Origin of the sequence: Stutzerimonas balearica DSM 6083, from assembly GCF_000818015.1 — a bacterium.
Taxonomy (GTDB): Bacteria; Pseudomonadota; Gammaproteobacteria; order Pseudomonadales; family Pseudomonadaceae; genus Stutzerimonas; species Stutzerimonas balearica.
Map to the genome: position 1 here is coordinate 1 of NZ_CP007511.1, position 15,748 is coordinate 15,748.

12 protein-coding genes are annotated in these 15,748 nt (G+C 62.8%); 7 read left to right on the forward strand and 5 right to left on the reverse strand.

What is annotated here, in order from left to right; all coding sequences use genetic code 11:
* Window positions 1-463 precede the first annotated feature (463 nt).
* The 5 genes from dnaA (at window position 464) to ahpF (ending at window position 8,339) form a co-directional block, all read left to right on the forward strand.
* A complete protein-coding gene (gene dnaA / locus CL52_RS00005; RefSeq protein WP_041110356.1) occupies window positions 464-1,915 on the forward strand; it encodes a chromosomal replication initiator protein DnaA in 1,452 nt (483 codons plus the stop codon).
* Window positions 1,916-1,941: 26 nt separating this feature from the next.
* Complete coding sequence (dnaN, locus tag CL52_RS00010) at window positions 1,942-3,045, forward strand: DNA polymerase III subunit beta (protein WP_041110357.1); 1,104 nt, start codon at window positions 1,942-1,944, stop codon at window positions 3,043-3,045.
* A gap of 12 nt (window positions 3,046-3,057) precedes the next feature.
* Window positions 3,058-4,173 carry a DNA replication/repair protein RecF gene (recF, locus tag CL52_RS00015; protein ID WP_041110358.1) on the forward strand — a complete coding sequence of 372 codons (1,116 nt, stop codon included), beginning with the start codon at window positions 3,058-3,060 and terminating at the stop codon, window positions 4,171-4,173.
* Window positions 4,170-6,590, forward strand: coding sequence for a DNA topoisomerase (ATP-hydrolyzing) subunit B (gene gyrB, locus CL52_RS00020; RefSeq protein ID WP_041110359.1), 2,421 nt, complete (start codon window positions 4,170-4,172; stop codon window positions 6,588-6,590). Before recF ends, gyrB begins: the two co-directional genes overlap by 4 nt.
* Before the next feature lie 183 nt (window positions 6,591-6,773).
* Window positions 6,774-8,339, forward strand: a complete 1,566-nt coding sequence (ahpF, locus tag CL52_RS00025; RefSeq protein WP_043217691.1) for an alkyl hydroperoxide reductase subunit F — start codon at window positions 6,774-6,776, stop codon at window positions 8,337-8,339.
* Between the two features lie 81 nt (window positions 8,340-8,420).
* On the opposite strand, the gene CL52_RS00030 is transcribed toward ahpF, so the two are convergent.
* The 5 genes from CL52_RS00030 to glyQ are packed head-to-tail and all read right to left on the reverse strand — an operon-like array spanning window position 8,421 to window position 14,122.
* Window positions 8,421-9,800 carry a diguanylate cyclase gene (locus tag CL52_RS00030; RefSeq protein WP_041110361.1) on the reverse strand — a complete coding sequence of 460 codons (1,380 nt, stop codon included), beginning with the start codon at window positions 9,798-9,800 and terminating at the stop codon, window positions 8,421-8,423.
* Window positions 9,801-9,830: 30 nt separating this feature from the next.
* Entirely contained in the window at window positions 9,831-10,580 is a 750-nt protein-coding gene (locus CL52_RS00035; protein ID WP_041110362.1) for a lysophospholipid acyltransferase family protein, read from the reverse strand.
* A complete protein-coding gene (gmhB, locus tag CL52_RS00040) occupies window positions 10,577-11,119 on the reverse strand; it encodes a D-glycero-beta-D-manno-heptose 1,7-bisphosphate 7-phosphatase (RefSeq protein ID WP_041110363.1) in 543 nt (180 codons plus the stop codon). Before gmhB ends, CL52_RS00035 begins: the two co-directional genes overlap by 4 nt.
* Window positions 11,120-11,123: 4 nt before the next feature.
* A complete protein-coding gene (gene glyS, locus CL52_RS00045; protein ID WP_043217692.1) occupies window positions 11,124-13,178 on the reverse strand; it encodes a glycine--tRNA ligase subunit beta in 2,055 nt (684 codons plus the stop codon).
* A complete protein-coding gene (gene glyQ / locus CL52_RS00050) occupies window positions 13,175-14,122 on the reverse strand; it encodes a glycine--tRNA ligase subunit alpha (protein ID WP_043217693.1) in 948 nt (315 codons plus the stop codon). Before glyQ ends, glyS begins: the two co-directional genes overlap by 4 nt.
* A gap of 117 nt (window positions 14,123-14,239) precedes the next feature.
* Between glyQ and CL52_RS00055 the strand changes: the two genes are divergently transcribed.
* A complete protein-coding gene (locus CL52_RS00055) occupies window positions 14,240-14,803 on the forward strand; it encodes a DNA-3-methyladenine glycosylase I (protein WP_041110366.1) in 564 nt (187 codons plus the stop codon).
* Between the two features lie 45 nt (window positions 14,804-14,848).
* Window positions 14,849-15,736 carry a lysophospholipid acyltransferase gene (locus tag CL52_RS00060; RefSeq protein ID WP_043217695.1) on the forward strand — a complete coding sequence of 296 codons (888 nt, stop codon included), beginning with the start codon at window positions 14,849-14,851 and terminating at the stop codon, window positions 15,734-15,736.
* Window positions 15,737-15,748: the final 12 nt, after the last annotated feature.

Below are 15,748 nucleotides of genomic sequence, written 5' to 3' on the forward strand. Positions count from 1 at the left end.
TTTTAAGAGACCGGCGATTGTAGAGAAGCCAAGGGTGCAGGTCAATTTCCAACCGGCACGTCGAGAGCCACCGGGCTGAGCTGGGGTCAGGAATAGAAGAAGAGAAGAAAGATAAGGTTTTCTAGAAGCTGTGTTTATGTATAGCGTGGCGTATCGCTGTGGATAACCACTGCGAGGCCTGGCGCCGCAAGGCTTACCGCGAAACGTAACCTTGTGCAGATCTGGTTTGTTTCCGTTGCACACCCGTTGCGGGAGCTGTGGATGGAGTAGGCATTTGTGCACAGCCCAGGTTATGCAGGCGCATTTCCTACCGCTAACACACAACGCTAAGGCGGCTTTATCCACAGATCTCCCTGGGGCATCGTTGGATGGAAGGTTCGGACTTTGTCTGGCGCATTGTGGATAACAGTAGGCGTGGCGAGTACAATCCACGCTTTCTTGCGTCAGATGATCGAGGTGGTTCGTGTCGGTAGAACTATGGCAGCAATGTGTCGAGCTTTTGCGCGATGAGCTGCCTGCTCAGCAGTTCAATACCTGGATACGTCCGCTGCAGGTCGAAGCTCAGGGCGACGAGTTGCGCGTCTATGCGCCCAATCGTTTCGTGCTCGACTGGGTCAACGAGAAGTATCTGACGCGGCTGCTCGAGCTGCTTGGCGAGCGCGCCACCGGCATCGTTCCACAGCTTTCCCTTCTGATTGGCAGCAAGCGCACTTCGTCCTCGGCGCTGCCTTCGGCGTCCGCTGCGCGGGCGCAACAGACGGTGGCGACGGCCAGCGAGCCCAGCCAGCCAGTGCGCGTGCAGGCCGAACAGGTAAAAGTCAGCCAGGCGCCCGCAGTCGAGCCGGCTCCGGTCGCGACGGAGCGTACGGTTCAAGTCGAAGGCGGGTTGAAACACACCAGTTACCTCAATCGGACCTTTACCTTCGAGAATTTCGTAGAAGGCAAATCCAACCAGCTCGCGCGCGCCGCAGCCTGGCAGGTCGCCGACAACCCGAAGCATGGCTACAACCCGCTCTTCCTCTATGGTGGCGTCGGTCTCGGCAAGACGCACCTGATGCATGCCGTAGGCAACCATCTGCTGAAGAAGAATCCCAACGCGAAGGTGGTCTATCTACATTCGGAGCGTTTCGTCGCGGATATGGTCAAGGCGTTGCAGCTCAATGCGATCAACGAGTTCAAGCGTTTCTATCGGTCGGTTGATGCATTGTTGATCGACGACATCCAGTTCTTTGCCAAGAAGGAACGCTCCCAGGAAGAGTTCTTCCATACCTTCAATGCCCTGCTAGAAGGCGGCCAGCAGGTGATTCTCACCAGCGACCGCTATCCAAAGGAAATCGACGGTCTGGAGGAGCGTCTGAAGTCTCGCTTCGGCTGGGGGCTGACCGTAGCGGTCGAACCGCCGGAGCTGGAGACACGAGTCGCGATCCTGATGAAGAAGGCCGATCAGGCAAAGGTCGAGCTGCCACACGATGCGGCCTTCTTCATTGCGCAGCGGATACGCTCGAACGTGCGCGAACTCGAGGGCGCTTTGAAACGGGTCATCGCGCATGCGCATTTCATGGGCCGTGATATCACGATCGAACTGATCCGCGAGTCGCTCAAGGATCTGCTGGCGTTGCAGGACAAGCTGGTCAGCGTCGACAATATCCAGCGCACGGTGGCCGAGTACTACAAGATCAAGATTTCCGATTTGCTGTCCAAGCGTCGTTCGCGTTCGGTTGCCCGTCCGCGGCAGGTGGCCATGGCCATGGCCAAGGAACTGACCAATCACAGCCTGCCGGAGATCGGCGATGCGTTCGGTGGGCGGGATCACACCACCGTGTTGCATGCCTGTCGTAAAATCGCCGAACTTCGGGAATTAGATGCCGATATTCGGGAAGACTACAAGAATTTGCTGCGTACATTGACCACCTGACATCACCAGGCAAGGGATCAGACCTCATGCATTTCACCATTTCGCGCGAAGCCCTGTTGAAACCTCTGCAGCTGGTCGCTGGCGTCGTCGAACGCCGTCAGACGCTGCCGGTGCTTTCCAATGTCCTGCTGGTGGTCGAGGGACAGCAACTGTCGCTTACCGGGACAGACCTGGAAGTCGAACTGGTCGGACGCGTCGCGCTCGAAGATGCAGCCGAGCCAGGGGAGATTACGGTTCCGGCCCGCAAACTCATGGATATCTGCAAGAGCCTGCCTGCTGACGCATTGATCGACGTACGCCTGGACGAACAAAAGGCACTGATCAAGTCGGGGCGCAGCCGTTTTACCCTTTCCACCCTGCCGGCGTCGGATTTCCCCACCGTCGAGGAAGGCCCCGGGTCGCTGAATTTCAGCGTGGAGCAGGGCAAGTTGCGCCGGCTGATCGAGCGCAGTGGTTTCGCCATGGCTCAGCAGGATGTGCGTTATTACCTCAACGGCATGCTGATCGAGGTGTCGAACGGCATGCTTCGCGCGGTTGCCACCGATGGTCATCGCCTGGCGATGTGTTCCATGCAAGCGGGCATCGAGCAGGCCGATCGCCACCAGGTGATCGTGCCGCGCAAGGGCATCCTGGAGTTGGCACGTTTGCTGACCGATCAGGACGCGCAGGTCAACGTAGTGCTCGGTCAGCACCATATCCGTGCCACCACTGGCGAGTTCACCTTTACCTCCAAGCTTGTCGACGGCAAGTTTCCTGATTACGAGCGCGTGCTGCCACGCGGTGGCGACAAGCTGGTGATTGGTGACCGGCAGACCCTGCGCGAGGCGTTCAGCCGCACGGCCATCCTCTCCAACGAAAAGTACCGCGGCATTCGCCTGCAGCTCGAGAGTGGCCTGCTGAAGATTCAGGCGAACAACCCGGAGCAGGAAGAGGCTGAAGAGGAAGTGGTGGTCGATTACTCCGGCGCGGCACTCGAGATCGGCTTCAACGTCAGCTACTTGCTGGATGTGCTCGGCGTGATGACCGCCGATCAGGTCCGGATGACGCTGTCGGATTCCAACAGCAGTGCGCTGGTGCAAGAGGCAGACAACGATGACTCGGCTTATGTCGTCATGCCCATGCGTCTGTAGCTGCTTCGCTGAATGTCGCTAAGTCGTATTGCCGTCACCGGTGTGCGCAATCTGCAACCGGTGACGCTGTTTCCTTCCCCTCGCATCAACCTTCTCTTCGGCGAAAACGGCAGCGGCAAGACCAGCCTCCTCGAGGCGGTGCACTTGCTCGGCCTGGGTCGATCCTTTCGTAGCCAGAAGCTGGCGCCGGTCATTACGCATGAATCCGACAGCTGCACCGTTTTCGGCGAGATTCGCCGCGACGATGGTGGCGTACGGTCGGTCGGTGTGTCCCGTGAGCGCTCGGGTGGCGAGGCGAGAATCCGCATCGACGGCGAGAGCGTCCGCAGCGCCGCGGAGCTGGCCGCTGCGTTGCCGCTCCAGCTGATCAATCCTGATAGCTTCCGGCTTCTGGAGGGTGCCCCCAAGCTGCGGCGCCAGTTTCTTGATTGGGGCGTGTTCCACGTGGAACCTCGCTTCATCAAGGCCTGGCAGCGGCTACAGCAGGCGCTTCGGCAACGAAACTCCTGGCTGCGGCATGGTACACTTGACGGTGCTTTGCGCGCCGCGTGGGACCACGAGTTGGTCGCGGCCAGCGAAGAGATCGACGAGTATCGCCGCAGTTATATTCAAGCGCTGAAACCGGTTTTCGAAGAGGTCTTGGCCCAGCTGATTCGCTTGGACTCCCTCCAGTTGAGCTACTACCGGGGGTGGGACAAGGACAGGTCGCTTGCCCAGGTTCTCGACGGCTCGTTCGAACGCGATCGGCTACTGGGGCATACGCAGTCGGGCCCGCAAAGAGCTGACTTGCGCATTCGTATCGCCGGCCACAACGCGGTTGAGGTCCTTTCGCGCGGTCAGCAGAAGCTGGTGGTCGCTGCCTTGCGCATAGCGCAGGGACGGCTTCTCGACGAGGCCAAGCGAAGTCAGTGCGTCTATCTAGTGGACGACCTGCCTTCGGAGCTCGACGAGCATCATCGACGAGCGCTTTGCCAGTTGCTCGAGCAACTGGAATGTCAGGTTTTCATTACCTGCGTCGATTCAACGGTATTGCAAGCAGTCTGGCGTGAGCAGACGCCAGTCTCAATGTTTCACGTGGAACATGGGGACATTGCCCCAGCCACGGACCCCTCGGGAGTGAAGGCATGAGCGAAAACCACGCGTACGATTCGTCCAGCATCAAGGTGCTCAAGGGACTGGATGCCGTGCGTAAGCGTCCTGGCATGTATATAGGCGACACCGATGACGGTACTGGTCTGCACCACATGGTCTTCGAGGTGGTCGACAATTCGATCGACGAAGCGCTGGCGGGGTATTGCAGCGAGATCTCGATCACCATTCATGCAGACGAATCGATCACGGTGCGCGACAACGGCCGCGGAATTCCGGTAGATATCCACAAGGAAGAAGGCGTTTCCGCTGCCGAAGTGATCATGACTGTGCTGCATGCCGGCGGCAAATTCGATGACAACTCCTACAAGGTTTCCGGCGGCTTGCACGGCGTAGGCGTCTCGGTAGTCAATGCCCTTTCCGAGGAGCTGATCCTTACCATCCGTCGTGAAGGCAAGGTTTGGGAACAGATCTATCGTCATGGCGTACCCCAGGCTCCGCTGACCGCCATGGGCGAGACCGAAGGCACCGGTACCGAGATCCATTTCAAGCCCTCGGCGGAAACCTTCAAGAACATTCATTTCAGCTGGGACATTCTTGCCAAGCGGCTGCGCGAGCTGTCTTTCCTCAATTCGGGGGTCGGCATCCTGCTGCGTGATGAGCGTACGGCCAAGGAAGAGCTGTTCAAGTACGAAGGTGGCCTCAGCGCGTTCGTTTCCTACCTGAACACCAACAAGTCGGCGATCAACCAGGTCTTCCACTTCAACGTCCAGCGTGAAGAGGATGGGGTCGGCGTCGAAATCGCGCTGCAGTGGAACGACAGCTTCAATGAGAACATCCTCTGCTTCACCAACAACATTCCGCAGCGCGACGGTGGTACCCACCTGGCAGGGTTCCGCTCGGCGCTGACCCGCAACCTGAACAACTACATCGAGCAGGAGGGCCTGGCCAAGAAGCACAAGGTCGCTACCACCGGTGACGATGCGCGTGAAGGCCTGACGGCGATCATTTCGGTGAAGGTGCCGGATCCCAAGTTCAGTTCGCAGACAAAGGACAAGCTGGTATCCAGTGAAGTCAAAACCGCCGTCGAGCAGGAAATGGGCAAGCATTTCGCCGATTTCCTGCTGGAGCATCCGAACGAAGCCAAGGCCGTGGTCGGCAAGATGATCGACGCCGCGCGTGCTCGTGAAGCCGCTCGAAAGGCGCGCGAGATGACGCGTCGTAAGGGGGCGCTGGATATCGCCGGCCTGCCGGGCAAGCTGGCCGACTGCCAGGAAAAGGACCCTGCCCTTTCCGAACTTTACATCGTGGAGGGTGATTCCGCGGGTGGCTCGGCCAAGCAGGGCCGCAACCGCAAGACGCAGGCGATCCTTCCGCTCAAGGGCAAGATTCTCAACGTCGAGAAGGCACGCTTCGACAAGATGCTCTCCTCCGCCGAGGTCGGCACGCTGATCACCGCGCTGGGCTGCGGCATCGGGCGTGAAGAGTACAACATCGACAAGCTGCGTTATCACAACATCATCATCATGACCGACGCTGACGTCGACGGCTCTCACATCCGTACGCTGTTGCTGACGTTCTTCTTCCGCCAGCTGCCCGAGCTGATCGAGCGTGGCTACATTTATATCGCCCAACCGCCGCTGTACAAGGTCAAGCGCGGCAAGCACGAGCAGTACATCAAGGACGACGAGGCGATGGAGGAATACCTCACTCAGTCGGCCCTGGAAGATGCGAGCGTGCACGTCAACGAGGATGCGCCGGGCCTCTCTGGCGAAGCGCTGGAGCGCCTGGTGCAGGAATACCGCAACGTGATGAAGACGCTCAAGCGTCTCTCCCGGATCTACCCGCAGGAGCTGACCGAGCACTTCATCTATCTGTCGCGTGTCACGGCGGAACAACTCGCCGACCAGGGGGCAATGCAGCGCTGGTTGGAAGGCTATGCGTTGAAACTCAAGGACATCGAGCGATCCGGGCTGACCTACCAGGTGCGCCTGCACGAGGACAAGGAACGCCATCTGTGGCTGCCAGAGGTCGAGATCACCTCGCACGGCCTGTCGAGCTTCGTCACCTTCAATCGGGACTTCTTTGCGAGCAATGACTACCGGTCGATGACCACGCTTGGAGAAAAGCTCAACAGCCTCCTGGAGGATGGAGCCTATGTTCAGCGTGGCGAGCGCAAGAAGCCCGTTGCGTCGTTCAAGGAGGCGCTCGACTGGCTGATGAACGAAGGCACCCGCCGTCATAGCGTTCAGCGCTACAAGGGACTCGGCGAGATGAATCCGGATCAGCTCTGGGAAACCACGATGGACCCGGCAGTGCGTCGCATGCTGAAGGTGACCATCGAGGACGCGATTGCGGCAGACCAGATCTTCAACACGCTGATGGGAGACGCGGTCGAGCCACGTCGGGACTTCATCGAGTCCAATGCACTGGCGGTCTCCAATCTGGATTTCTGATCCGTCCGCGACGCGCTGCTCTGCGGTCTAAAGACACCCTGCCCTGGCAGGGTGTCTTTGTTTATAGGCTCGCTCAATCGAGGCGAATGCCTCAATCAATTTCCGCTGAGCCTGAGGGGCGGGTAACTTGAGCGTCAATGTTTACAGGCCGCTCGGCCAGGCACATCTGACAGGGGAAACCGCATGCTCGATAGCAATCTCAAGACCCAACTGAAGGCCTACCTGGAAAAGGTCACCCAGCCGTTCGAGATCGTCGCTTCGCTGGACGACAGCGCCAAGTCCGAGGAAATGCTCGCGCTGCTGAACGACATCAACGGCCTGAGCGACAAGATCAGCCTGAACACCGCCGGCAACGATGCGCGCCGGCCGTCGTTTGCCCTGGTGCGCCACGACCGCGAGATCGACCTGCGTTTCGCCGGCCTGCCCATGGGCCATGAGTTCACCTCGCTGGTGCTCGCGCTGCTGCAGGTTGGCGGCCATCCGTCGAAGCTGGCGCCAGAGCTGATCGAGCAGATCCAGGCGCTCGAGGGCGAATACCGCTTCGAAACCTACTTCTCGCTGTCCTGCCAGAACTGCCCGGACGTGGTCCAGGCGCTGAACCTGATGGCCGTGCTCAACCCCAACATCCACCACGTGGCCATCGACGGCGCGCTGTTCCAGGATGAGGTCGAAGCGCGGCAGATCATGTCGGTGCCGAGCCTCTACCTCAACGGCGAACCCTTCGGCCAGGGCCGCATGGGCGTCGAGGAGATCCTCGCCAAGCTCGACACCGGCGCCGGTGCGCGTGATGCCGAGAAGCTCAAGGCCAAGAGTGCCTTCGACGTGCTCGTCATCGGTGGCGGCCCGGCCGGCGCTGCGGCGGCGATCTACGCCGCGCGCAAGGGCATCCGCACCGGCGTCGCCGCCGAGCGCTTCGGCGGCCAGGCGCTGGACACCATGGCCATCGAGAACTTCATCTCGGTGAAGGAAACCGAAGGCCCGAAACTGGCCTGCGCGCTCGAAGAACACGTGCGCGAGTACGAGGTCGACGTGATGAACCTGCAGCGTGCCAGCCAGCTGATCCCGGCGGGCGACGACGGCCTGCACACCGTGCGGTTCGACAACGGCGGCGAGCTCAAGGCCAAGACCCTGATCCTCGCCACCGGGGCGCGCTGGCGCGAGATGAACGTGCCCGGCGAGCAGGAATACCGCGGCCGCGGCGTCGCCTACTGCCCGCACTGCGATGGCCCGCTGTTCAAGGGCAAGCGCGTGGCGGTGATCGGCGGCGGCAACTCTGGCGTCGAGGCGGCGATCGACCTGGCCGGCATCGTCGCCCACGTCACCCTGCTGGAGTTCGGCGAGAGCCTGCGGGCCGACGCGGTGCTGCAGCGCAAGCTGCAGAGCCTGCCGAACGTGACCATCCTGACCATGGCGCAGACCACCGAGGTCAAGGGCGACGGGCAGAAGGTCACCGGGCTGGTCTACAAGGACCGCCACAGCGACGAGGTCCAGGACCTCGAGCTCGAAGGCATCTTCGTGCAGATCGGCCTGCTGCCCAACAGCGACTGGCTCAAGGGCACGGTCAACCTGTCGCGCTTCGGCGAGATCGAGGTCGACGCCAAGGGCCAGACCAACATCCCCGGCGTGTTCGCCGCCGGTGACGTGACCACGGTGCCCTACAAGCAGATCGTCATCGCCCTCGGCGAAGGCGCCAAGGCCTCGCTGTCGGCCTTCGACCACCTGATCCGCAGCAGTGCCCCGGTGATCTGAGGCGCGAAAGCGGCATGAAAAAAGGGAGCGGACCGCAAGGCTGCTCCCTTTTTTGCCTGACCAGCTGACGCGGCCGATGGCTCAGCTGACGCTGCTGTGTACCACGCAGCGGTTACGGCCCTCATGCTTAGCCTGGTACAGCGCCTCGTCGGCCCGCTTGAGCAGCCGCTCGTAGTCGGGATGGCCGTCGTGCACGGCCATGCCAATACTTACGGTCACCTGCAGTTCACCCCCCTTCTGCAGGCGCAGCGTTTCGCTGGCGATGCGCTTGCGCAGCTTCTCGGCGATCTGCAGCGCCTTGCTGGCATCGATATCCACCAGCACCATGAGGAACTCTTCACCGCCGAGACGGAATGCGTAGTCGCCGCCACGCGAGTTGCTCGCCAGCAGTGTGGCGACCTGCTGCAGGACCTGGTCGCCGCCATCGTGGCCATAGCGGTCGTTGACCTGCTTGAAGTGGTCGACGTCGATCACCAGCACACCGAAGGTGCTGCCGGACTGGCGGCTGTAGAGCACCTCCTTCGACAGCACGACCGGCAGAAACTTGCGGTTGAGCAGACGGGTGAGCACGTCTCGCCCGGCCTCCAGATCGTTGGCCTGCTCGAACAGGCTGTCGAGCAGGAACTTGATCGCGCGGGTCTGTTCGCGGACCTGGTGCAACAGGCCGAGATCACCGCGCTCGGCACTCGGCGGCGCTTCGCAGAGTTCGCCGAGCGTCCGGTCGATGCTGTCGATGTAGCCGAGGATGCTGGCGCTTTCCGGTGACCCTTGGAAGGCATGCGATGCCTTGTGGCGGAACCACAGGCCGAATTCGGAGCTGGCCAGCTGCGGCAGGCCGGTCGCGGTATTGCCGATCGCGAAGTCGAACATCAGCTGGTTTTCCCAGTCCAGCAGCGCGGCGCGCTGGCGCTCTTTTTCCGCGCCGATGTTCTGCGACACGGAGAACAGCCGGTACGCCTCTTCCGCGCGGGAATTGCGATCGTGCGACTGGGAAAAGGCAAAGCACATGATCTCGATTGCCAGATCGATGATGTCAGCGCCGAGTCGGGCCGCCTGGCGTCGCAGCGGCTCGTCGAGGCCCTGCTCTTCCAGCAGCTCGCGCAGGCGGTGCTTGAGCGCGCGTGCACCGCGCAGCACCAGGCTGACCGGAATCTCGATACGCGCATGGATCTCGCCAACCTTGCGCTGTTGCTCGATCACTTCGATGAAGCGGGGCTCGTCCGGCGCGCGGAACACGTTGCAGACCCAGCGCTGCATCGAGGCGCTCAGCCGCGTCTTGACCTGGTCGTGGCTGAGAAACATGGCCGATTGCGGGTCGGCGAGCATCTGCGCATAGAAGTAGCGCGCCAGCTCGGCGCTCTCCTGCTCGGCCAGCTGGCGGAGCGCGTCGGCAGCAGCAGGCGCATAGGCAGCGGTCAGCCGCTGCCACTCGCCGGCCAGTTCTTCATTGGTGATATGCATTGCAGGGCCTTGGGAGACGGCGCGCGGCGGTCAGTGATGAAAGCGGGGACGAGCCTCTAGCTCGGTTACCTGGGCGTTGATCCAGTCTTCGGCGCGCTGGTTGAGTTCGGCGATCGCGCGTGGGCCCTCGCCCTCGGCGTGCATCGCCGGGCCGATGACGACCTCGATGGTACCTGGGTGCTTGTGCCAGCCGCTGCGAGGCCAGAAGACGCCGGCATTATGCGCGATGGGCAGTACTGGCAGGCCGGCATTGACTGCCAGGGCGGTGCCTCCGCGCGAGAACTTCCCGGGTTGCCCGACCGGGACGCGGGTGCCCTCAGGAAAGATCAGCACCCAGATGCCCTGCTCTAACCGCTCCTGGCCCTGCTTGGCCACCTGGCGCAGAGCGGCCTTGGGGTTGTCGCGATCGATGGCGATGGGCTTGAGCAGCATCATCGCCCAACCAAAGAACGGCACGCGCAGCAGCTCGCGCTTGAGGACCTGGGTCAAGGGTTCGAAGTAGGCCGAGAGAAAGAAGGTCTCCCAGGTGCTTTGATGCTTCGCCAGGATCACGCAAGGGCGTTGCGGGACGTGCTCGGCGCCGCGCACCTCATAGCGGATGTCGAGGAGCGTGCGCGCGAGCCAGACGGCGCAGCGACACCAGGCGCGTACCACGAAACGATAGCGCCCACGGAACGACATCAGCGGCGCACACACCACGCTGATCAGGCACCAGACGAAGGCGCTCAGTGCCAGCAGCGTGTAGAACAGGACGATGCGAAAGGGATACAGGGCGCTCATCGAGAGGTTCCGAGCAGATGGTCGACGACGGCGGCCAGGTCATCGAAGACCTGGGTGCCCGGCGGCAGCGGGCCTTGCAGCGTACGCAGGCCCTTTCCGGTCCGGACCAGATAGGGCGTGCCGCCCAGCACCAGGCCGGCATGCAGGTCGCGGTGGCTGTCGCCGACCACCGGCACCCCGACCAGGTCAGTCAGGCCGTAATGTTCGGCGATGCGCCGAAACAACCCCGGCAGCGGCTTACGGCAATCGCAGCCATCGTCGGGGCCGTGCGGGCAATGCACGATGAGATCGATGCGTCCGCCCGCCTCCATCGCCAGCTGCTGCATCTTCAGGTGCATGTCGCCCAGCGTGCTGAGATCGAACTTGCCCCGGGCGACGCCCGACTGGTTGGTGGCCACTGCCACCGTCCAGCCGGCCTTGCACAGGCGGGCAATCGCCTCCAGCGAGCCCGGAATCGGCACCCACTCGTCCGGGGACTTCACGTAATTGTCGGAGTCTTCGTTGATGACTCCGTCGCGATCCAGGACGATCAGCTTCATCGGCTTAGCCAAGTGCGGAAATATCGGCGACACCAAGGAACAGTCCTCTCAGCCGGGCCAGCAGGGCATAACGATTGGCGCGCACCGAGGCATCCTCGGCATTCACCAGCACCGCCTCGAAGAAGGCATCCACCGGGCCGCGCAGGTGCGCCAGGCGCTCCAGCGCCTCGCGGTACTGGCGTGCTGCGGCCAGCGGCTGGACCGCCTGCTCGGCCTGCTGCAGCGCCGAATACAGCGAGAACTCGGTGGCATTGTCGAACCAGCGTGGCTCGACCGCGTCGGGCAGCTTCGCCTCGAACTTGCCGAGCAGGTTCGAGACCCGCTTGTTCGCCGCGGCCAGCGCCTCGGCTTCCGGCAATGTGCGGAAGGCCTGAACGGCCTGTACGCGCTGGTCGAAGTCCAGGGCCGAACCGGGCTGCACGGCACGTACCGAGAGGTAGGTGGCGACGTCGACGCCCTCGTCCTCGTAACGCGCCCGCAGACGGTCGAAGATGAACTCCAGCACCTGGTCGGCGAGCCCGGTGCTCTTCACCTGCGTACCGAACTGGCCGATGGCGAAATTCACCGCCTCGACCAGGTTCAGGTCCAGACGCTTCTCGATGAGGATGCGCAGCACGCCGAGGGCGGCACGACGCAGGGCGTAGGGGTCCTTGGAGCCGGTCGGCAGCATTCCGATGCCGAAGATGCCGACCAGGGTGTCGAGCTTGTCCGCCACGGCCACGGCCGCACCAGTGAGTGTGCTCGGCAGCTCGCCGCCGGCACCGCGTGGCATGTATTGCTCGTTCAGCGCCAGGGCGACGTCTTCCGGCTCGCCCTCGTTGAGCGCGTAGTAGTAGCCGGCGATGCCTTGCATTTCGGGGAATTCGCCGACCATCTCGGTCGCCAGATCAGCCTTGCTCAGCAGGCCGGCGCGCATGGCGCGCGCCTTGTCGCCACCCGTGCGTTCGGCAATCAGCCCGGCCAGGCGCGAGACGCGCTCGGCCTTGTCATACACGCTGCCGAGCTGGGCCTGGAACACCACATTCTTCAGGCGTTCGTTGAAGCGTTCCAGTGGCTGCTTCTTGTCCTGCTTGAAGAAGAACTCGGCGTCGGTCAGGCGCGGACGCACGACCTTCTCGTTGCCGGATACGATCTGTGCCGGGTCCTTCGATTCGATGTTGGCCACGGTGATGAAGCGCGGTAGCAGCTTGCCGTTGGCATCCAGCAGGCAGAAGTACTTCTGGTTGTCCTGCATGGTCGAGATCAGCGCTTCCTGCGGCACTTCGAGGAAGCGTTCCTCGAACGAGCAGACCAGCGGCACCGGCCACTCGACCAGCGCGGTCACTTCATCGAGCAGCGCCGGCGGCACGATGGCCGTGCCGTTCTGCTCGCCAGCCAGCTGCTCGACGCGCTTGGCGATCAGCTCGCGGCGCTCGGCGAAGTCGGCGATCACATGGGCGCCACGCAGGTCTTCCAGGTAGCTCGCCGGCTTGGAAATGTGCACCTGGCCCGGGCTGTGGAAGCGGTGGCCGCGGGATTCGCGACCGGCGCGCTGGGCAAGGATCTCACAATCGATCACCTGCTCACCGAACAGCATCACCAGCCACTGGGTCGGGCGCACGAACTCTTCCTTGCGTGCGGCCCAGCGCATGCGCTTGGGAATCGGCAGGTCGTTCAGCGAGGCCTCGACGATGCCTGGCAGCAATTGGGCGGCAGGCTGGCCCTCGATGGTGCGACTGAACTTGAGCTTCGGCCCGCTGCGATCGATCTCGGCCAGATCCACGCCACACTTGCGGGCGAAACCCAGGGCGGCTTGGGTCGGCTCACCTTCGGCGTCGAAGGCGGCCTGCAGCGGCGGGCCGTCGAGGTTGATGCTGCGATCCGGCTGCTGGGTCGCCAGCTGCTCGACCAGCACCGCCAGACGGCGCGGCGCGGCGTAGGCCTGCGCTTTGGCGAAGTCCAGGCCGGCGTCCTTCAGGCCCTTCTCGATACCGGCGCAGAAGGCTTCGGCCAGCTTGGCTAGTGCCTTCGGTGGCAGTTCTTCGGTACCCAGTTCGACGAGGAAATCCAGTGCACTCATTCTGCAGCCTCCAGCTTGGCCAGCACTTCGTCACGCAGTTCGGGGGTGGCCATGGGGAAGCCGAGTTTGGCCCGGGCCAGCAGGTAGCTCTGGGCGATCGAACGCGCCAGGCTGCGCACGCGCAGGATGTACTGCTGGCGCGCGGTGACCGAAATGGCGCGACGGGCATCGAGCAGGTTGAAGGTGTGCGAGGCCTTGACCACCATCTCGTAGGCCGGCAATGGCAGCTCGGCCTGCATCAGCCGGTTGGCTTCGCTCTCGTAGAAGTCGAAGAGTTCGAACAGCTTCGGCACGTTGGCGTGTTCGAAGTTGTAGGTCGACTGCTCCACCTCGTTCTGGTGGAACACGTCGCCATAGGTCACGGTGCCGAATGGGCCGTCGGCCCAGATCAGGTCGTAGACCGAGTCGACGCCTTGCAGGTACATGGCCAGGCGCTCGAGACCGTAGGTGATCTCGCCGGTGACCGGGTAGCACTCGACGCCGCCGACCTGCTGGAAGTAGGTGAACTGGGTGACTTCCATGCCGTTGAGCCACACCTCCCAGCCCAGACCCCAGGCGCCGAGGGTCGGCGATTCCCAGTTGTCCTCGACGAAACGTACGTCGTGTACCGCGGTGTCGACGCCGATGCGGCGCAGCGACTCGAGGTACAGGTCCTGGATGTTCTCCGGGTTGGGCTTCAACACCACCTGGAACTGGTAGTAGTGCTGCAGGCGGTTGGGGTTCTCGCCGTAGCGGCCGTCGGCCGGGCGGCGCGAGGGCTGGACGTAGGCGGCGTTCCAGGTCTCGGGACCGATGGCGCGCAGGAAGGTGGCGGTATGGAACGTACCGGCGCCCATTTCCATGTCATAGGGCTGCAGGACCACGCAACCCTGCTCGGCCCAGTAGCTTTGCAGGGCGAGGATCAGGTCTTGGAAGGTGCGCACGGCAGGCGTAGTCTGGCTCAAAATTTCACCTGTGCTGGGCTTCGACAGAAAGCCTCGAAGTATACCCGCGGCCTCCCCTTGGTTGCGATTGTTTCGGCCCCGGCCCGGCAGCCGTTTTTCCGATGCGAGGAACCCAGCATGCCCCGATGCGCCTGGTGCGGCGACGACCCGCTGTATGTGCGTTATCACGACGAGGAATGGGGCGTGCCGACGCGCGACCCGCAGCTGCTTTTCGAATTTCTCCTGCTCGAGGCCTTCCAGGCGGGGCTCTCGTGGATCACCGTGCTGCGCAAGCGTGAACGCTATCGGCAGGTACTGTTCGGCTTCGATGCCGAGCGGCTGGCGATCATGAGCGACGGCGAGATCGACGAGCGGATGCAGGACCCCGGCATCATCCGCAACCGCCGCAAGCTCGAGGCAGCGCGCGGTAATGCGCGTGCCTGGCTGGCTCTGGAAGACCCGGCGGGCTTCGTCTGGTCGTTTGTCGATGGTCGGCCGAAGGTCAACCGCTTCGAGCGCCTGGATCAGGTCCCGGCCGTTACCGACGAGGCGCAAGCCATGAGTCGGGCGCTCAAGCGCGCCGGTTTCAGCTTTGTCGGGCCGACCATCTGTTATGCCTACATGCAGGCCTGTGGCATGGTCCTCGATCATCTGGTCGACTGCGAGCGGCACGCCCAGTTGGCTGGCGAATATGCCGGCTGAAGGCGCTACGGGTAAACTGGCGCGTTTTCGAGGCTGGAGTTCGGCGTGGAAAAATTCAAAGGTGCTCTGGTGGTCGGCGTGCTGCGCCTGGTGGCAATGCTGCCCTGGCCGCTGGTGCAAGGGTTGGGGGCCGTGATCGGCTGGCTGATGTGGAAGCTGCCCAACCGCTCGCGTGAGGTGGCGCGCACCAACCTCGCCAAGTGTTTTCCCGAGCATGACGCCGCGGCCATCGACCGCCTGCTCGGCAAGAGCCTCAACGGCATTGGCAAGACCTTTACCGAGAGCGCCTGTGCCTGGATCTGGCCGGCCGAAAAAACCCTGGGTCTGATCAAGCAGGTCGAGGGCCTGGAGGTGCTCGAGCGCGCCCTGGCCTCGGGCAAGGGCGTGGTCGGCATCACCAGCCATCTGGGCAACTGGGAGGTGCTGAACCACTTCTATTGCGCGCAGTGCAAGCCGATCATCTTCTACCGCCCGCCGAAGCTCAAAGCGGTCGACGATCTGCTGCAGCAGCAGCGCGTACAGCTGGGCAATCGTGTCGCGCCGTCGACCAAGGAAGGCATCCTCAGCGTGATCAAGGAAGTCCGCCGCGGCGGTGCGGTGGGCATTCCCGCCGACCCGGAGCCCAGCGAAGGCAGCGGCCTGTTCGTACCGTTCTTCGCGATCCAGGCACTGACCAGCAAGTTCGTCCCCGGCATGCTCGCCGGAGGCAAGGCCGAGGGCGTTTTCCTGCATGCCTTGCGCCTGGAGGACGGCTCGGGCTACAAGGTGGTTCTCGAGGCCGCGCCGGCCGAGATGTACAGCACCGACCCGGCGGTCGGGGTCGCTGCCATGAGCGCGATGATCGAGAAATACGTGCGCGCCTATCCGGCCCAGTACATGTGGACGATGAAACGCTTCAAGAAGCGTCCGCCGGGTGAGAAGTGCTGGTACTGAACCAAAGGCCAT